At 53.8% G+C, this 17748-nt stretch carries 17 protein-coding genes; 11 read left to right on the top strand and 6 right to left on the bottom strand.

Features of this window, described 5'->3' with window-relative positions; all coding sequences use genetic code 11:
* Positions 1-286: 286 nt before the first annotated feature.
* Positions 287-898 carry an FHA domain-containing protein gene (locus EJQ19_RS13550; RefSeq protein WP_241242889.1) on the top strand — a complete coding sequence of 204 codons (612 nt, stop codon included), beginning with the start codon at positions 287-289 and terminating at the stop codon, positions 896-898.
* Positions 899-917: 19 nt separating this feature from the next.
* Positions 918-2210 (top strand): UDP-N-acetylglucosamine 1-carboxyvinyltransferase, encoded by a 1293-nt coding sequence (gene murA, locus EJQ19_RS13545; RefSeq protein ID WP_126141754.1) that lies wholly within the window; start codon positions 918-920, stop codon positions 2208-2210.
* Positions 2211-2673: 463 nt separating this feature from the next.
* Here the strand turns inward: murA and trhO are convergent, their stop codons facing one another.
* Entirely contained in the window at positions 2674-3579 is a 906-nt protein-coding gene (trhO, locus tag EJQ19_RS13540; RefSeq protein WP_126141753.1) for an oxygen-dependent tRNA uridine(34) hydroxylase TrhO, read from the bottom strand.
* A gap of 275 nt (positions 3580-3854) precedes the next feature.
* On the opposite strand from trhO, the gene EJQ19_RS13535 reads away from it, so the two are divergent.
* The 6 genes from EJQ19_RS13535 (at position 3855) to EJQ19_RS13510 (ending at position 10528) form a co-directional block, all read left to right on the top strand.
* Complete coding sequence (locus EJQ19_RS13535; RefSeq protein WP_164716535.1) at positions 3855-5561, top strand: methyl-accepting chemotaxis protein; 1707 nt, start codon at positions 3855-3857, stop codon at positions 5559-5561.
* Between the two features lie 119 nt (positions 5562-5680).
* A complete protein-coding gene (locus EJQ19_RS13530) occupies positions 5681-6838 on the top strand; it encodes a stalk domain-containing protein (protein WP_126141751.1) in 1158 nt (385 codons plus the stop codon).
* Positions 6839-6980: 142 nt separating this feature from the next.
* Positions 6981-7319 (top strand): SPW repeat domain-containing protein, encoded by a 339-nt coding sequence (locus EJQ19_RS13525; protein WP_126141750.1) that lies wholly within the window; start codon positions 6981-6983, stop codon positions 7317-7319.
* Positions 7320-7546: 227 nt separating this feature from the next.
* Positions 7547-8095, top strand: a complete 549-nt coding sequence (locus EJQ19_RS13520) for a cysteine hydrolase family protein (protein WP_126141749.1) — start codon at positions 7547-7549, stop codon at positions 8093-8095.
* A gap of 41 nt (positions 8096-8136) precedes the next feature.
* A complete protein-coding gene (locus EJQ19_RS13515) occupies positions 8137-9579 on the top strand; it encodes a nicotinate phosphoribosyltransferase (protein ID WP_206438412.1) in 1443 nt (480 codons plus the stop codon).
* Between the two features lie 118 nt (positions 9580-9697).
* A complete protein-coding gene (locus EJQ19_RS13510) occupies positions 9698-10528 on the top strand; it encodes an aldo/keto reductase (protein ID WP_126141747.1) in 831 nt (276 codons plus the stop codon).
* A gap of 987 nt (positions 10529-11515) precedes the next feature.
* Here the strand turns inward: EJQ19_RS13510 and EJQ19_RS13505 are convergent.
* On the bottom strand, positions 11516-12232 hold the full coding sequence (locus tag EJQ19_RS13505) for a hypothetical protein (protein WP_241242888.1): 717 nt from the start codon (positions 12230-12232) through the stop codon (positions 11516-11518).
* Between the two features lie 249 nt (positions 12233-12481).
* Positions 12482-12694, bottom strand: a complete 213-nt coding sequence (locus EJQ19_RS13500) for a hypothetical protein (protein ID WP_126141746.1) — start codon at positions 12692-12694, stop codon at positions 12482-12484.
* Between the two features lie 212 nt (positions 12695-12906).
* On the opposite strand from EJQ19_RS13500, the gene EJQ19_RS13495 reads away from it, so the two are divergent.
* The 3 genes from EJQ19_RS13495 (at position 12907) to EJQ19_RS13485 (ending at position 15887) form a co-directional block, all read left to right on the top strand.
* On the top strand, positions 12907-13893 hold the full coding sequence (locus tag EJQ19_RS13495; protein ID WP_126141745.1) for an ABC transporter ATP-binding protein: 987 nt from the start codon (positions 12907-12909) through the stop codon (positions 13891-13893).
* Positions 13890-14993, top strand: coding sequence for an ABC transporter permease (locus EJQ19_RS13490; protein WP_126141744.1), 1104 nt, complete (start codon positions 13890-13892; stop codon positions 14991-14993). Before EJQ19_RS13495 ends, EJQ19_RS13490 begins: the two co-directional genes overlap by 4 nt.
* A gap of 96 nt (positions 14994-15089) precedes the next feature.
* Positions 15090-15887 (top strand): DUF2935 domain-containing protein, encoded by a 798-nt coding sequence (locus EJQ19_RS13485; protein WP_126141743.1) that lies wholly within the window; start codon positions 15090-15092, stop codon positions 15885-15887.
* Between the two features lie 37 nt (positions 15888-15924).
* Here the strand turns inward: EJQ19_RS13485 and EJQ19_RS13480 are convergent, their stop codons facing one another.
* The 3 genes from EJQ19_RS13480 to EJQ19_RS13475 form a co-directional block, all read right to left on the bottom strand.
* Entirely contained in the window at positions 15925-16464 is a 540-nt protein-coding gene (locus EJQ19_RS13480) for a gamma-glutamyl-gamma-aminobutyrate hydrolase family protein (RefSeq protein ID WP_241242895.1), read from the bottom strand.
* Between the two features lie 20 nt (positions 16465-16484).
* A complete protein-coding gene (locus EJQ19_RS32535; protein ID WP_241242887.1) occupies positions 16485-16625 on the bottom strand; it encodes a gamma-glutamyl-gamma-aminobutyrate hydrolase family protein in 141 nt (46 codons plus the stop codon).
* A gap of 100 nt (positions 16626-16725) precedes the next feature.
* A complete protein-coding gene (locus EJQ19_RS13475) occupies positions 16726-17700 on the bottom strand; it encodes an aldo/keto reductase family protein (RefSeq protein WP_126141742.1) in 975 nt (324 codons plus the stop codon).
* Between the last annotated feature and the right edge of the window lie 48 nt (positions 17701-17748).

The raw sequence follows: 17748 nt of genomic DNA, 5'->3' as shown, positions 1-17748 counted from the left end.
TCCCTGGCGCGAGCAACTCGGGGCGGCCTCTTTGTTATTTGTGGGATATTGGGGTAAGCTGTAGCCCCTATGAGGAAACTGTGAGTCATTCGTTAGTGTAAAATGATTTTAATAGGCGCTGGATTCAGCTATGATAAAGAGTAGTGAAACATCATGTTCATCAAGACAAGCCCTGACAACGCAAACGGAGGGAAGACATCTGGAAAACTTTGCATGCCTGTATGTGGTTCGAGGCGAGCCTTATCAACCGGGCACCTGCGTGAATCTTAGCGAAGAGGAAACGCATGTGGGCCGGATTTCCAATCAGTTGACGCCGGACGTAGCGTTTACCAATGCTTTTATTTCCCGACAGCATGTCGTCATTCGCAGAGAGCGGGAGCGTGCGGTGCTGTACGATTTGGGCAGCCGACACGGGACTGAGATTAATGGGGTTCGGGTTACGCCGAACGTGCCTTATCCGCTAAATACGTCGGACATCATTCGACTTGCGGGCGGGATGACCGTGCTGCATTTTTCGTATATGTTTGCCGAGCAGACGCTTGAAATTGAGCCGCTGAGTATTACACGAAGAATGAACGTGCCTGAGCTCGAGACGGCGGTGCATTGGGAGAAGCGGGAGTGTGTGGTGGAGGGCAAGCGGATTCCGATGTCTGAAAAAGAATACCTGCTGCTCCGTCTCCTTTATGACCATGCGGACAGCCTTGTGCCGCTTGAAGACATTAAAGCCGGCGTATGGCCGGAGCGATCGAACGTTGCCCAAGGCGTCCCTGACGTTACGATGGAAGAATTGAACGCGCTGGTGTACAGAGTCCGCAAAAAGTTCGGGAAAGACACCTTTCTGATTAGCGCCGTGCGCGGGAACGGGTACGTGCTTGAATCGTCGCTGAAATCGTCATGATGAAAGTAGGAACCAGGAGATGAAATATATACAGACTGAATATTCCGGCCCTTTGAGCGGGCAAGTACGCGTCCCTGGGGCCAAGAACAGCTCGCTCGCTTTGCTGGCCGCGGCTTGCCTGGCGGATGATTGCGTGACGCTGGAAGGGATTCCGCAGATTGACGATATTCGCCTCATTGCGGAGATCGGGCGTGACATTGGCATGAAGCTGCAATGGGAAGACGGACAAGTCGTCGTGGACCCGCGCTGGATTCACAGCGCTGTCATCGATCCGGGCAAAGCGTCCGGCTATCGGGCGTCTTACTATTTTGCAGGCGCGCTGCTCGCCAAATTCGGGAAAGTGACGATCGGGTTCCCGGGCGGGGACGATTTTGTCACTAGACCGATCGATCAGCATTTGAAAGTGTTTCAGGCGCTCGGCGCCAAGGTGGAGTTACATAAAGATTACTATGTTGTCGAGGCGGCCGAGCTGAAGGGTGCGGATATTTTTTTCGATACGCTGACCTCCGGGGCGACGATAAACGCGATGCTGACGGCTGTGAGGGCCAGTGGACAGACGCGGCTGTTCAATTGTGCGGTCGATCCGGAGGTCGTGGATACGGCTGCTTTTCTGAACCGGCTAGGTGCGCGTATTTACGGTGCAGGCACGGATCACATTCGGATCGAAGGCGTGTCGTACTTGAACGGCGGCATCTATGCGGTTATTCCGGATCGGCTCATTGCCGGAGCATTTCTGATGGCGGCGGGACTGCATGGCGGGCAAGTGACCGTGGCGGATGTCATCCCGGAGCATCTTGGCGCCACGATTGCCAAACTGGAGGAGATCGGGCTGCAGGTGGAATGCGGCGAAACGCATATGACCGCTTACGGGACAGGTCAGCTGAAAGCGGTGCGGGTTCGCACGGGAATGTATCCGGGCTTTGCCACGGATCTGCAGCAGCCGCTCACGGCGCTGCTGCTGAAGGCGAAGGGCAAGAGCATCGTGACCGATCGCGTATATCCGAAGCGCTTCGCCCATGTGCCTCAGCTCCGCAGGCTCGGCGCCGAGATTGATGTGAGGCAGGAAAGCGCCTTTATTCGTGGCGGCCTTCCGTTGCAAGGCGGCTGGGTGCATGCGACCGATGTGCGCGCCGGCATCTGCCTTGTGCTTGCCGGTTTGGCGGCGGAGGGAACGACTTCGATCACGGGAGTCGAGCATATCGAGCGCGGCTACGAGGACGTTGTCGGCAGCTTTCGGGCTATTGGCGCGAGGTTGGCGATACGAGAGATGGACGAGCGGGAGTGGATGGGGCAAATGCACGTACAGGGTTAGGGTGCGTAGGGGCAAGCTGGCTCATTGCTCCCAGTCTGTTAAGGAATACCTGCGATGATGCAGGAATGTTCCGTGAAAAAGGTTTGTTTGGACAACATCACGGTGAGAGTGGTAGAGGAAGAAGCTGTAACGGATGCGACAGGGCTTATTGTCCCGAAAAGCGGGTGATTTTGATTCTAACGGATGCCGCAGCTCTTATTTCGTCAAGATCTGGTGAAAGTGGGCTGATTTCATGCGAATAGGCTCCGCTGTAACTGTTAGCGTTTGAAAAGAAGGATATTTGGCCAAATAGCCGCTGTGGCAACCGTTAGCGCCAGTATCCTGCTCTCATCATCCCACGTCTTGTTCTCACACTACTAACCAGATTTTGCAGGCTTTGCTGACTGATCGGCATGCGCCGCCAGCCCGTGCCCTAAACAAAAGCACCGCCCCCATAAAGGGCGGTGCTTTTACATTAGAAGCCCTACGCTTCCATCGCGCTCAACGCTTTCTCTTCGCACTCGGCGGAGCAGAAGCTGTTATGCTCTTCCTCGCACGCTTCGCAGCAGATGTGCTTCAAGTGGCACAGATCGTTCGCGCAGTTGATGTAGCGATCCTCCGGCTTGCCGCAATGGTAGCACTTGCCGACGATCACGTCTTCCTCCGTCCGGTTGATCGGCACGGAAATCCGCTCGTCAAAGACGTAGCATTTGCCGTCGAACAACCGCCCTTTCACTTCGTCATCTTTCCCGTAGGTGACGATGCCGCCGTCCAACTGGTACACATCCTTGAAGCCTTCGTTAATCAGGAAGCCGGACAATTTCTCGCAGCGGATGCCTCCGGTGCAATACGTCAGAATCGGACGGTCCTTGAAGTCGGCCATGTTGGTGCGGATCCACTCCGGGAATTCGCGCGTCGTTTCGACTTCCGGGCGAATCGCGCCGCGGAAATGGCCGATGTCGTATTCGTAATAATTACGTCCGTCGAGCACGATCACATCGTCGCGTTGAAGCATTTCATGCCATTCCTTCGGCTTCAAATGCGTGCCCGTTAATTGGTTCGGATCCACGTCCTCTTCCAGTCGGAAGGTAACGAGCTCTTTTTTCGGACGGACGAACAGTTTCTTAAACGCATGGTCCTGACTCTCGTCGATTTTATAAACCATGTCTTTGAAAAGCGGCATTTGCCGCATCATCGCCATGTAGGCGTCGGTTTGCTCAATCGTTCCGGACAATGTGCCGTTGATGCCTTCCGGGGCAATCAGAATGCGGCCTTTGATGCCGAGCTTCTTGCAGAACGCCAAATGCTCGCGGGCAAGCGCCTCGTGATCGTGAACGCGAACAAATTTATAGTACAACAATATACGAAATGGTGCGCTGGATGCTGTCATAGAAAAACCACCTAACTCAAATAATTACTCGTCTCCTGAAAAAAAGACGCTACGCATATCTTGACACAAAAATGCGTTTTTTTCAATCGAACAGCAATTTTTGGATCGTTGGTCTGACGAAAACCGGCTTAATCCAAAAAGAATTAGGAAAACTCACACATTTATAAAGAATAGTACATAAAAAATCTAACGAGTTTTCATTAAGATATATCCAACAGATGAACTGCGTATATCGCAGCGTCCAAACCATGATGGAACTAGGGGGATTTTTTCTAATGAAACTAAGTGTACGTTTAAAATTTGGCGTGGTATTCGGCGTCATTGTGCTCATGTTGGCCGTCATGTGTCTCACGGACTTAACCCGCATGCACGCGCTGAAAAATCAGAACGAGAAAGTCGCCAACGACTGGATGATGGGGATTCAACTGATTGAAGAAATCAACTATAACTCCGAGCATCTCTTGATGCTGTACTACCAGAAAAAATTAGAACCGGATGTAAAGAAGCAAGAGCCGATTGACACCAAGATTGCTTCTACGATCGAAATTATTGATCAATTATTAGGAAAGTATAAGGAATCTATTGCAAATGGGGACGATCAAGCGCATTTTGATCAGTTGACTCAGAACTGGACGGCGTTTAAAGATGCCTTTGCGGTCAATAAAAAGATGTCGGCCGACCCGACGAAAGTAAAGGAAGCGGTGGACAGTTTGGCCGCGATGTCAACGGCGTTCGGCAACGCGCAAAAAACGATGGCGGAAATGGTGGATTTTAACAAGGAGGGCGGTCAGCAAGCCGTTCAAGAGAGCAACGAATTGTATCGTTCCAGTGTGGCGACGTCTATTGTCGTCGTCGTCATTCTTCTGTTGATCATGCTAACAGCCGGTTATTTGGTGGATCGCCTCATTGTGGTGCCCGTGCGGAAAGCGTCGCAAGCGCTGAATCGGATTGCAGAAGGGGATCTTACTGTGCAGACCATTACGGTTAAAAATCAGGACGAAATCGGCGCGCTGATCGGGTCCGTAAATCGTATGGTGGGCCAGCTGCGCCTTTCAGTGGAAAAAATGTTAAACGCCTCGAACAGCGTGGCGGCCTCTTCCCAACAGCTCTTTGCAAGCTCTGAGCAAAATACATCCGCTTCCCAGCACGTAGCCGTCTCTGTGCAGGAATTTGCGAGCGGCGCTGACGTCCAGGCGCAAAGCTCCGAGGAATGCGGCAGAGCAATGGAAGAAATGGCGGTGGGCATTTCCCGAATCGCCGAAACGACGGCGGATGTCTCCGAATTGTCCATGACGGCGTCGCAGCTTGCAGATCGCGGCACACATGCGATGGAACGCGTCGTGAACAAGATGCAAGCGGTAAACGAAGCGGTCCAAGCAGCGAATGGGGTTATTCAAGAGTTGGAAAAGCATTCCCAAAGCATCAGCCAAATGTCCACACTGATCGGCGATATCGCGGCTCAGACGAATCTGCTTGCGCTGAATGCGGCGATTGAAGCGGCACGGGCGGGGGAAAGCGGCAAAGGTTTCGCCGTCGTAGCAGGCGAGGTGCGCAAGCTGTCGACGCAGACGGATGATTCCGTCCGCAGCATTTCGGCGCTCATTACGAGTATTCAAACGGACACGCAGCGTGCTGTCGCCGTCATGAATACCGGTTTGAGCCAAGTTCAGGACGGGTTGACCGAGGTAGGCACGGCGGAGCAAGCGTTTGATCAGATCGTGCAGGCGTCGCAAGAGGTTGCCAGCAAGATTCAGGAAACGGCCGCTGCAGCGCAGCAAATGGCGGCAAGCACGGAAGAAGTTGCCGCAACCGTGGCGCATGTTGGGAACGTCGCGAAGATGACGTCGGGCACCGCGCAATCCGTCGCCGCTGTCACGCAGCAGCAGCTTGCGTCTGCGGAAGAAATCACGTCCTCTGCGAAGAGTTTGGCGGAAATCGCGACGGATTTGAATGCCGTTGTAAACGGCTTCCGTCTCGCATAACCCACTGTACAAAAAAAATAGCATTCGACAAACTTTTTCATTAGGCTTCTGCGTCTTATATTCGTGAAGGCAACCAGCAAGCACCATTCATTCATGAACCGACAAGGAGTGTATGTCTAATGAAAAAGAAACCTTTTATGATGCTTAAAATGGGAATGATCTCCTGCGCCCTGTTCGCAGGTGTTGTAGGTGCCGTACTGCCGGCTGCGGCTGCGGCGGAAGCTGCGGATGGGTCGGCACCGACGGTGACGGCATCTCCGATCGTGAAGGCGGAGCCAATTTCGGCAGGGATTCAAGCACCTGGGCAGGCAGCGGTCAAGGAAGTGAAGCTGACAACGTCCAATGTGAATTTGAACGCAGATATCAAGGTGCCGCAATTCACAGGGCTGGCAGATGCCCAATACCAGGAGAAGTTGAACGACATTATTTTGACTAAAGCCAAGCAGGATCTTGCGAGCATGGAGAAAGAAGCCAATGAAGGCGCGCAAGCGGCACAGGACCATGGCTACACGTACCGACCTTATATTTTGTATATCAATTATGAGTTGAAGTCGGACGGCAGCGGACAGCCGGCGGGGGTTGTATCCCTCGTGGTAAACACCTATATTTCTTATGGAAATACGGGCATGCCGCGTGTCGATGCTTACAATTTCCTGAATTCGCCAACAGTGCGGCTAGTCAAGCTTGACGATTTGTTGGGAGCAGACTATAAAGCGAAAGTCGATACGAAGGTAAAGGCAGAAATTGCCGAGCACCCGGAAAACTTCTTCCCGGATGAGTATAAAGGCATTGGGGATAATCGAACGTTCTATGTTGCGGGTAACGAAGCCGTTGTGGTGTTTTCAAAATATGAGATTGCGCCTGGGGTGGCGGGAACGCCGGAATTCAAATTCGCTCTGCCGGCCGATCTGAAGATAGAGCCGAAGCCGGCGGGGCAATCCTCCGAAAAGAAACTGACCGTACAATTGGGGGCTGCCGATTTGGCTTCGAACGAATCGGGCGTCCAGCTCATCCCGCTGCGTAAAGTGGCCGAGGGACTCGGGTATACGGTGAAATGGAACCAGGATACGTATGCCGCCGAACTAAGCAAAGGCGCAGAATGGACATCTGTGCGTGTAGGCAAAGACAGCTACTCCTATGCGCGCATGGCACCGATTGAACTGGGTGTAGCGCCTGTGATTAAGAATGACACGCTCTATGTGCCGCAGAAGTTTGCTTCGGACATTTTAAAGGCTGCTGTGAAGACCGATGGCGCGAACGTCACCATTGAGCAATAGGATGAGCAGGAGATAGAAAAAGATGTGAGAAGTATGCATAAGCCTCTTTTTCCGCTGTTGGGCGGGGAAGGGGCTTTTGCCGTTCACAAGCTGTAAGCGGTTGCATATAATAGAACATCCATGTTTTCGGGAGGTGGTCTGGATGTATCTGAAAAACGTGTTATCCGCATGCCTCGCACTCTGGTTCGCCGTCAGCCCTTGGGTGTTCGATTTTCGTCATGAAACAAGTGCCATGCTCATTTGCTTGGTGCTCGGCAGCCTGCAGTTCATCTGCTCGATGCTGGCCCTCGGGAAATCCGGGAAGCGGGTGTGGCAGAACTGGGTGTGCGTATGCGTCGGCGCACTGTTTGTCGCGGTGCCCAACGTGTTCGAGTTGCAGTTGAAAGCTTTTTTCTCCTTTGTCGTGCTGGGGTTCTTGACGATGCTTCTGAATTACGCCAATTTGTATCCCGAATCGGAATCTCATACCGAACAAAGTTGAACGGCTTTCGCGGTCATTGCTGGTGGTTGCGTTTGTGAAGGACATAGAGCGTTTCGAGGTACATTCCCGGCGTGCATAAAAAAATTGCGTCCCCCCCTTGCCAGATAAAATTAAGTGTGTCATAATGATACTATCAAAAGGGAGCGACAAAGGAAGCTGAGCTTCTTCTTTTTTTAAGTATTGATAATGTCGTTTTGATAATATAAAAAGGAAAAGGAGATCTTCCCATGACACGTAAAGCCTTGATGGTCATTGATTATACGGTGGATTTTGTAGACGGCAAGCTGCCGGTTGGGGAGCCGGCGATCGCAATTGAAGATCGGATCTGTGAGTTGACGAAGTTGTTCGTGGATGAGGGGGAGCTTGTTGTGATGGCGGTAGATTTGCACGAGGCGAATGATCCGTTTCATCCCGAGACGGCGCTGTTTCCGCCGCATAATGTTCGCGGGACGGCTGGGCGTGAGTTGTATGGCCAGCTTAAGCGGGTGTATGAAGCGGACCGGGAGCGGATCGTATGGATGGATAAAACGCGTTACAGCGCTTTTGCCGGGACAGATTTGGCGCTTCGGCTGCGAGCCCGTGGTATTGAAGAGCTGCATCTCGTCGGGGTGTGCACGGACATTTGCGTGCTGCATACGGCCATCGACGCTTATAACCAAGGCTTCCGGCTTGTGATTCACGCGGATGCAGCCGCTTCGTTCGATCCTGCCGGGCATGCGTGGGCGCTGCGGCATTTTGAAGGAACACTCGGGGCTAAGGTTGTCAGAAAAGGGTAAAATGACGCTAAGGGCGTATCACACGCAGGAGGATGATGGAGATGAACGATCACGCATTAACGCTGCATACGGATAAATATCAAATTAACATGATGTATGGTTATTTTTTGCAAGGGACGCATACGAAGCGAGCGGTATTCGAGGTGATCTTTCGCAAGCTGCCGTTCGGCAGCGGCTACGCGGTATTCGCGGGACTCGAGCGCGTGATCACGTATTTGCAGCAGCTGCGCTTCGGCGAGGCGGAGATCGCGTACTTGCGGACGCAGGAGGAGCAGTACCGGGAGGACTTCTTGGACGCGCTGCGCGCCTTTCGTTTTCAGGGGGATCTGTACGCCGCGCCGGAAGGCACGCTCGTGTTCCCGAATGAGCCGATCGTCCGTGTGGTGGGCACGATTTTTGAAGCGCAGCTTGTTGAGACGGCGATTCTCAACTTCGTGAACTACCAGACGCTCATCGCGACAAAAGCCTCACGCATCAAGCAGGTCGCTCCGCACGATGTGCTGCTGGAGTTCGGCACGCGGCGCGCCCAGGAGGCGGATGCCGCCATCTGGGGCGCCAGAGCCGCTTACATCGCGGGGTTCCACGCGACGTCGAACTTGCGAGCCGGGATGCTGTTCGGCATCCCGACAAAAGGCACCCACGCGCATGCTTGGGTGCAGGCGCACGACACGGAACTCGACGCGTTCCGTGCTTATGCCGCCGCCGTGCCGGACTACGTCACGCTGCTTGTGGACACCTACGATACGCTGCGCAGCGGCGTGCCGAACGCCATTACCGTGGCGCGCGAGATGCGCGAGCGCGGCAAAGAGCTGGCCGCTATTCGCCTCGACAGCGGCGATTTGGCGTATTTGTCCCAGCAGGCGCGGCGCTTGCTGGATGAAGCGGGCTTTCCCGAGGTGAAGATTGTGGCGTCCAATGACTTGGACGAACACATCATCGAGGGGCTGAAAGCCCAAGGCGCATGCATCGACAGCTGGGGCGTCGGCACCCAGTTGATTACGGCCGCCGACCAGCCGGCGCTGGGCGGGGTGTATAAGCTGGTTGCCCGGGAGAAGGATGGCCGGTTCGAGCCGGTTATCAAGATTTCGGGCAACCCCGAGAAGGTATCGAATCCGGGCTACAAGGAGGTGTACCGGATTATGAATAAGAAGACGGGCAAGGCAGAGGCGGATTACTTGGCCTTGCAGGAAGAGACGGACATCCGCGAGGGGCGGCGAATCAAGCTGTTTGATCCGGTGCATCCGTACCGGTTCAAATATATCGAGGACTATGAAGCAGTGCCGCTGCTTCGGCCGATTTTTGCCGGCGGGGAACTGGTGTATGAACAGCCTTCGCTTGAGGAAATTCGCGCGTATCATGCTGAACAGCTGCAGACGGTATGGCCGCAGTATTTGCGGAAGCTAAATCCCGAGGTGTATCGGGTGAATTTGAGCCAGATGCTGTGGGATTTGAAAATGGAGCTGATTCACCGCTATCAGGAGTAGCCTTTCGCGCAATTGGCATTCCGTTTCCAAAACATGCTATGATAAGTGGAGAGTCCGCGCTGTGAAGCAGTGCGGGCTTGCTCGCGATTTTCAAATTTGGTTGGGAGGTTGAACGGATATGTCCACGCAAGTATTTACGGAAGGCGTCAAGCTGAATAACGGCATTCATATGCCGTGGCTCGGACTCGGCGTTTGGAAAACGAAGGAAGGCCCGGAAGTCATCTCGGCTGTCCGCACAGCCTTGGAATACGGCTACCGCAGTATTGATACAGCGGCTGTCTACGGCAACGAAGAAGGCGTCGGCCAGGGACTGCGCGACAGCGGCGTGCCGCGTGACGATATTTTTGTAACGACGAAGGTGTGGAACGCCGATCAAGGCTATGAGTCCACGTTGAAGGCGTTTGAGGCAAGCCGCAAGCGACTCGGTTTGGACATGATCGACCTGTATCTGATTCACTGGGCGGTCACGCCTTCCTACCGCGAGACATGGAAAGCGCTTGTTCACTTGCAGCAAGAAGGCTATGTGCGCGCGATTGGCGTGAGCAACTTCCAGATTCACCACTTGAAGCAGGTGATCGAGGATACCGGCGTGGTGCCGGCGGTCAATCAGGTGGAGCTGCATCCCGAGCTGGCGCAAAAAGAACTGCTTGCCTACGCCCGTGAAACCGGCGTGCAGATGGAGGCATGGAGCCCGCTGATGCAGGGCAAGCTGGACCATCCGGTGTTGAAGGAGATTGCCGGCAAGTACGGCAAATCCGCCGCGCAGGTCATTCTGCGTTGGGACATCCAGAACGGCGTCGTGGTCATTCCGAAGTCGATTACCCCGCATCGCATTCTGGAGAACGCGCAGATCTTCGACTTCGCCCTGAGCAGTGAGGATATGGCGCAGATCGATGCGCTTAATTTGAATAAACGCATTGGTCCGGATCCGGACAATGTGACGTTTTAATGTGTGAAGAGGAGCAAAGACGGCTGAGCTGGTTGTCTTTGCTCCTTCTCTATACGTGTCCAAGTACCGGCCAATATACCGAGAAAGTGCCCCCAAACTAACCGCCAAGTCCCACCAACGCACCACCAGCGCCACCCAAGGCCCTCCAACGCACCGCCATCACCACCCAAGTCCCGCCGAAAGCGCCGACAGCCAAAGGACTGGGTAAGTATCCCGAAGCAACGTCGAAATCACACCCGAGCATCGCCAAAATCCCGCAAAGTAGCATCAAATTACCAAACAAATTACCTCTCTGCCCTCTCCGGCAGACAAACCTGCAAAAAATACAGGTAATTCCCGAATTTCAGGTGCAATTGCATGAAATCCTGCAGAAAGTGCAGTAAATTTTAACGTTCGCCAAATTGAAAGCGATTACAATCGATTTTATCTGAAATTTACCTGTAGGAAATACAGGATTCTAAGCATTTCGTCCCTTTTTCTCCGAATTAACTGCAGTTTTGCAGTTGCTGTTGGAAGAGCACTCCTCCGCCGTCAGTCTTCTCAGCTCCTTCTCCACACCCCCACCGCCCCTTCTCTAACTCCTTCTCCGCCTCCTCCAAGCACTTTTTCCCGCAAATAAGAGCGGTTAACCACTTCTAACTTGCAGTCTCTGCTCGGCTGCACAGAAATAAGCGTGGTCAACCACGCTTATCCTCTGGCTTACGGCCCATTTTCGAGAGAAGTTAGCCAAATAGGCGTGGTTCACCGCTTCTATTTCCCGCTCAGTGCGCTCAAATCTGGAAATAAACGCGGTTCACCACTTTTATTTTCACCCACTAGCGCTTCACCCCGCCGCGTGAAGGCCTTGCACACAGCGCCGTTTCACCCCGCCGCGTGAAGGCGATGCACACTGCGCCGCTTCACCCCGCCGAGTGAAGGCCTTGCACGCTGCACCGCTTCACCATGCCGCGTGAAGGTCATGCACGCGGCGCGGCGCTCCCTGCCCTCCTACTTCAGCAGCGAGATCATCTGATACACTTCCCGATGATCGCCCGGCAGCAGGAAGTTCTTGACCTTGAGCTGCGATGAGCCGTCCCCGTCGAGGAAAAGGCCGTCCACCAGCGCCCCGTCTCCAACTTGCTCCATTACGGCGGAGCGGAACGCCTCGCCGGTGCAAGGCGTCGGCGCAACGACCAGGTACAGCCGGTTGTACCGGTCGTACACGATTCCGGAGCGCATGCGCGGCTCATCGATCACCGGCATTTCTTCCGAGATCGCCTGCTCCGCCCAACCCTGCGGATTGGCGAGTCCCATGCTGACGCCGCCCTGCGCCCAATAATGGGCGCGGTCCGATACTTGCAGCTCACTGGCATTTTCCACGACTTGGACGCTGAACGTCCCGGCGAACTCGTCCCACACGAGTGTGCCGCGCTTGCGGTCGGTATTGAACCATCCGGAGCCGTAGTCGCCGGGTGCGCCTTTCACGGGCTTGTCATTTTGAACGGCGATGCTTAGCAAATAGCCCTGCCAGAAGAACCCGCCATTAATGCCGTTGTCCATTAAATCCGTCACGTTCGCCGCGATCGCCTTGAGGCCGATGTTGGACGGCAGCGTCTGAATCGTATGCAACCTGACCCCATTGGATGCCTCGAATACGCTGTATTTTGAAATTGTAGGCAGCGGCGGTTTATTGTCAAGGAGGTGCAGGCCCCAGATCAGCGTCAACAGAAAACTAGCACATGCAGCTAGCAAAAAAATCAATAGACGCGGAGAGGGGGTTTTCTTTTTCATAGGGGGAGCAATCGGGAACATAGGCGTCTCCATCCTGCAGATCGGCTGCGATTGGAATTGCGTTCATTTCTATCAGTCTATGAAAAGAGTACTGGATTTATACCCGGGCACGCAAGAAAAAAACCATTCCTCGCGAATCTATCACGCTGGGAATGGTCGTTTGTGAGCGTAATCGCTATCATTTTAAAAAATAGGAATCCGTGCTTTATTGCCGTCTGTCGCATATAAAATAGCTTCGGAGCTGAACAAATCGACTCGTTCCAGGGAGTTCACCAGATTCATCGTCGTAAATTTGTTATATCGAAGAGCGTTGAGCAATGAGGGAATTAATTTGTGGTCCGTTCCGACAAAGTTGACAGAGATCGGTTTTTTGTTAAATAGAATATTCATTCGCACTTCAACACATCTCCTTCGCTTTAGGTATTCGTTTATTATGGGTTGCTTGAGACTTAAGATTAGCATACCTTTCTCAATTTATGCGTCGATTCGCGTTGTCGGAATGCCACTACTTCTGTCGTTCATACATATGGAAAAAAATGGGTATAAAACCGTCTGTAGGAGGATGCAAACCGCTGCCTATTCGGTTATGATAGAGAAGCACTTAAGAAATGATAAATTTTGGAAGCAAAGGGTGTGGCATTGTGGACTCCTCTCAGGTTGTCATTGAAGCGGACGGGTTGGTAAAAAGCTATGGCTCTTTCCAAGCGGTTCGCGGAGTGAATTTCAAAGTTTTTCAAGGGGAAGTATTCGGACTGCTTGGGCCCAACGGCGCCGGCAAAACGACGACGATGGAAATGATAGAAGGCCTGCGCAAGCCTGACGGCGGGCGTGCGATTGTGGCTGGCTACGATACGCAGAAGGCGTTGATCAAAGTCAAAGAGGTGATCGGCGTTCAACTGCAATCGACCTCACTGTTCGAGCTGTTGACGGTGGAGGAAATTATGCGGATGTACGCGAGCTTTTATCCGAATGCGGTGCCGATTGAGCCGCTGCTTGAGGATATGACGCTGACGGAAAAAAGAAAAGGCCGGGTCAAACACTTGTCCGGCGGGCAGAAGCAGCGGCTGGCCATCGGGCTCGCCTTGCTTAACGATCCGAAAGTCATCTTCCTGGATGAGCCGACGACAGGCCTTGATCCACAGGCGCGCCGCACGCTCTGGGACATCATTCTCCGCCTCAAAGAACGCGGCAAGACGATTGTCCTCTCCACGCACTATATGGAGGAGGCACATGTGCTTTGCGACCGGATCTGCTTGATGGATCAGGGAAAAGTCGTGGCATTGGATACACCGCGGGAGCTCGTACGAAGGTTGCAGTCCGACAGTGCAATAGAGTTTCGCTTGCAGGGAGCAGACGAGAGCGAAGAGGGCCGCACACGTATGCTTGAGGAACTGCACAGCATTCGCGAGGTCAAAGGCGTAGACATCCGTAAGGATGTGTATGTGCTCTACACCGACAACCTGCAAACCTCGCTCATCGATCTCATCGAGAGAAGCGCGGCCGGCAGTATGGAGCTCGCTGATTTGCAGACGCGTACGGCGACGCTGGAGGACGTGTTCATTTCGATGACGGGAAGGAGCTTGAAAGAAGAATGAAAGCTTATCTTCAATTGACGCTGAGTCAGCTGCGCTTTTTTGTGCGAAATCGGCAGGTGTTGTTTTTTACTCTGTTTATGCCGTTGTTTTTCATGATTATGTTGGGCTCATTTCTGGGAAAAGGCACTGACGTCGATTTAAGCGGCTCGCTGATCGATCAGGATAACAGCAGCGCTTCCGCTGTGATGGTGGAGGCTTTGCTGGGCAACAGCGCGCTGAAGCTGAAGAAAACGGGCGATCTGGATTCAAGCCTTGAGGAGCTGAAGCACGGCGATCAGAAGCTGGTCGTGGTGATCCCCAAAAACTATGGCACAGCGGTAGAGCAAAAGGGCGCAGATAGCAGCAAGGCGCATCTCTTGCAGGTGTATTTTGATCAGACCAATCAAATGAGCTCCAGCATCGGCGTCCAAGTGGTCGGGCAAGTGGCGGACGGCGTGTCCAAAAAGCTGACCAACTACGTGCCGATTGTCGGGATTGAGCCAGTGGGTGTGCAGTCGCTCGACCTGCGCTATATCGATTTCCTTGTGCCGGGTATCCTCGCGATGATGATTATGTCGAACAACCTGAACGGGGTTGCAGGTCAAATTGCCTCCTGGCGTGAGCGCGGGGTGCTCCGCCGGATGCAAAGCACGCCGCTGACCGCCTCGACGTTCATCGCGGCGCAGATCACCGCGCGTCTAATCCTCAGCGTAATTCAGTCGCTGATCGTGCTGCTCGTCGGCGCGCTGATATTCGGGACGCAGATGAACGGCGCCTGGTGGCTGATCTTCCTGATCATCGTGATGGGGACGCTCACGTTCATGTCCCTCGGCTTCATCATCGCCGGTGTCGCGAAAACGCCGGAAAGCGCCGGGCCGATTGCGGGGATTCTGTCGTTCCCGCTTATGTTCCTGGGCGGCGTGTTCTTTCCGGTATCGAGCATGCCTGAGTTTCTGCAGCCGATCGTGAAGTCCATTCCAATCACGCAGCTGAGTACGGCGCTCCGCCAAGTGATGAATGTCGGCGCAGGCATCGGGGAGCTGTGGCCGCAGCTCGGGATGCTGGCAATCTGGCTGGTTGTGTGTTTCGTCATTTCGACGTTTACGTTTAAATGGGAATAAAGGGAAGGCCGCTCAGCTGATGAGCGGCTTTTTTCATGAACGGTGACGGTCCTTCATATAGTTGGGAGGAGGATAGGAGAGGAGTGATGGTCAGCTATGACGGCGTCAGCCTGGTTCGAGCATCGATTTTGGCTGCAAATTCTAGGGGATCATGCCCGGTTTATTGAGAACGCACTGCCGCCTAAAGAAGTCGCGGACATTCAAATTGCACAGCAATTTATTACGCAATTTGATCAGCTTCTGGCGCAAGCCCGAACCACGGAGTCGAGCGGTGTACTGGTCACCATCAATCAACAGGCGTATGCCTTGACGATCAGCTTGCGGACATTCAAGCTCGGTCTGTTAGACCGGATGCTGGTGGGCAAAGTTCAGATCGGCTTAACCCCCACCTTCATCAATCATATGGTCAATGAGCTGGAGGAATATGTGCGGATATTGACAGCTCTGCTCGAAGGGAAACCGGTACCGATCTATGAAGCGCTGCACCACGACTTGCTGTGGCTCCCGGATGCAGGTGGCCATGCGGCTTCGATTGCCATGGAGCTTGATGCGGTGGAGAAGCGTCTACTGAAGAAGAGCAAGCAGTTTGAAAAACATTTTCAAGGGTTTTACCTGAAAGCGATTGAGTTGGCTGGATTTACGCGGACGATGAGGCGCGAATTCCCGGCTCTTGCGAGGTTCCATGATGATGTCAATGCAGAAATGATAATTTTTATGGCGTTTCTGAAGGAACTGGATGAGATTGACCTAAGCTCGGAGCTCTTGAGTAGATTGAACCCGCTCGTGCCGGATCATATGTACCGGGAGGAATGCTACTATTTATTGAAGCTTTCCCAAAGCGCGCAGGTGGAGGCACCGAATTGCGATCCGACCAAGCCGAGAGTGGAAAAATAAACGACAAAGCCTGCGAGATACGCAGGCTTTGTTAACATTAGCGGCTTGCCTGCCGCACAAATGACTTCAACAGCGCAAAATTAAAATCGCTTGTGGGATAGCTGAATTCGGGGTGCCATTGGACGGCTAACACGAATTTTTTGTCAGGTAACGTAACACCTTCGATCAGTCCGTCATCGGCGACGGCGACCGCTGTCAACGGAGCGGCGAGTTCTTTGATGCCTTGGTGGTGGTAACTGTTAACCGGCACGGAGCCTTGCTGTATGATGTCATAGAGTAGTGTTCCTTGGGAAATATGAACCTGGTGAGCGGGCTCCCAATAGGGAGGAGATTGTTTGTGCAGCACGGTGCGTTCCACGGTTCGCTGGGTCGGCAAATCCTGATAGAGTGTGCCGCCGAGCAGGACATTAAACAACTGCAGACCGCGGCAGATGCCGAAAGCGGGTTTGTCCAGCGCGAGCACTTCTTCAAAAATACGAGCTTCCATCTCGTCACGTTCTTCACACAATTCGCCGCAAAATGGTTCTTGTCTCTCTCCATAGAGCCGCGGGTTCACATCGTGGCCGCCGGTGAACAGGAAGCCGTCGAACGATCGGGCTAACGCAGCAACGTCGTCAGCGGCAGCATGACCGGGATGCCTCCGGCGTCCTCGATGCCTTGCATATACCCGGGGAGCATCCAGTAGCTTTCTTTTTCTGTGTCGTAGAGTGGCAAAATGCCAATCAGTGGTTTAGTCATGTTAGGTTTCCTCCCTCCATTCTTAGTCTATCTCACATGAGAGGGAAAAGGAAGCGGAAAAAGCAGCTACGGTTCACGCAGCTGCTCTGGGGAATGGACGTTATCGCGTCGGCGAGAAGCTCGCCACTTGTTTCAAAATCTCTTCAATCTGTTCCAAAGTATCGGCGTTCAGTTCAACGTCGATCGCATTGACGTTTTCTTCGATCTGCTCCGGCTTCGTTGCCCCGATCAGCGCCGTGCTGACACCCGGTTGACGCAGCACCCAAGCGATGGCGAGCTGGGCGACGGAGATGCCGAGGTTCTGAGCGAGCTGGCTTAGGTCCTGCACGGTACCGAGTACAGCGTCGTTCAAGTAGCTCTTGATGACGCTGTTCACCCGGCTGTTCGCCGCGCGGCTGTCGGTTGGCAGCTCTAGACCGGGCTTGTATTTGCCGGTCAGAATGCCTTGCGCCAGAGGCGAGAAGACGACTTGGCCGAGGCCTTTCTTTTCCGATACGGGCAGTACCTCGCGCTCGATGTAGCGCTCGAACATGTTGTAGATCGGCTGATTCGAAATTAGCGGCCGGAAGCGGAGACGATCGGCGATCGCAGCCGCCTCGGTAATTTGCGCGCCTGTCCATTCGCTGACAGCGGGGTAGAGGATTTTGCCCTGCGCGACGAGATCGTCGAGCGCCCAGAGTGTTTCCTCCAGCGGCGTGTTCACGTCGTAGCGGTGGCAGAAGTAGACGTCGATATAGTCGACGCCGAGCCGTTTCAGGCTCGCGTTGCACTGCTCGACGATGTGCTTGCGGGACAGGCCGCGATCGTTCGGGCCGTCGCCCATCGGGAAGTACACCTTCGTGGACAGCACGTAGGAGGAGCGATCGTAGCTGCGAAGCGCGGCGCCCATCGCTTTTTCGCCCTCACCGCGGTTATACGCATTGGCGGTATCAAAGAAGTTGATGCCGCTTTCGAATGCTTTGGCTACGCAGGCGTCTGCGGCTTTTTGCTCGGCTGCGGTGCCGTAGGTCAGCCAGCTGCCCAGGGAAATTTCACTTACTTTTAACCCGCTGCGCCCTAAATTTCTATACTTCATGGTCCATTCATCCTCTCATACCGGTGTTTGATGCCAGTATACGGGAGG

Origin of the sequence: Paenibacillus whitsoniae (genome assembly GCF_003955665.1) — a bacterium.
Taxonomy (GTDB): domain Bacteria; phylum Bacillota; class Bacilli; order Paenibacillales; family NBRC-103111; genus Paenibacillus_E; species Paenibacillus_E whitsoniae.
Note: the sequence above shows the minus strand (reverse complement) of the source record. Positions and strands in the feature narration are given on the sequence as shown.

Coding starts and splice junctions, on each gene's coding strand:
- EJQ19_RS13520 (WP_126141749.1), top strand. CDS start 7,547: ATGACACGTAAAGCCTTGATGGTCATTGATTATACGGTGGATTTTGTA.
- EJQ19_RS13510 (WP_126141747.1), top strand. CDS start 9,698: ATGTCCACGCAAGTATTTACGGAAGGCGTCAAGCTGAATAACGGCATT.
- EJQ19_RS32535 (WP_241242887.1), bottom strand. CDS start 16,625: ATGACTAAACCACTGATTGGCATTTTGCCACTCTACGACACAGAAAAA.
- trhO (WP_126141753.1), bottom strand. CDS start 3,579: ATGACAGCATCCAGCGCACCATTTCGTATATTGTTGTACTATAAATTT.
- EJQ19_RS13495 (WP_126141745.1), top strand. CDS start 12,907: ATGATAAATTTTGGAAGCAAAGGGTGTGGCATTGTGGACTCCTCTCAG.
- EJQ19_RS13530 (WP_126141751.1), top strand. CDS start 5,681: ATGAAAAAGAAACCTTTTATGATGCTTAAAATGGGAATGATCTCCTGC.
- EJQ19_RS13490 (WP_126141744.1), top strand. CDS start 13,890: ATGAAAGCTTATCTTCAATTGACGCTGAGTCAGCTGCGCTTTTTTGTG.
- EJQ19_RS13535 (WP_164716535.1), top strand. CDS start 3,855: ATGAAACTAAGTGTACGTTTAAAATTTGGCGTGGTATTCGGCGTCATT.
- EJQ19_RS13475 (WP_126141742.1), bottom strand. CDS start 17,700: ATGAAGTATAGAAATTTAGGGCGCAGCGGGTTAAAAGTAAGTGAAATT.
- murA (WP_126141754.1), top strand. CDS start 918: ATGAAATATATACAGACTGAATATTCCGGCCCTTTGAGCGGGCAAGTA.
- EJQ19_RS13525 (WP_126141750.1), top strand. CDS start 6,981: ATGTATCTGAAAAACGTGTTATCCGCATGCCTCGCACTCTGGTTCGCC.
- EJQ19_RS13485 (WP_126141743.1), top strand. CDS start 15,090: ATGACGGCGTCAGCCTGGTTCGAGCATCGATTTTGGCTGCAAATTCTA.
- EJQ19_RS13515 (WP_206438412.1), top strand. CDS start 8,137: ATGAACGATCACGCATTAACGCTGCATACGGATAAATATCAAATTAAC.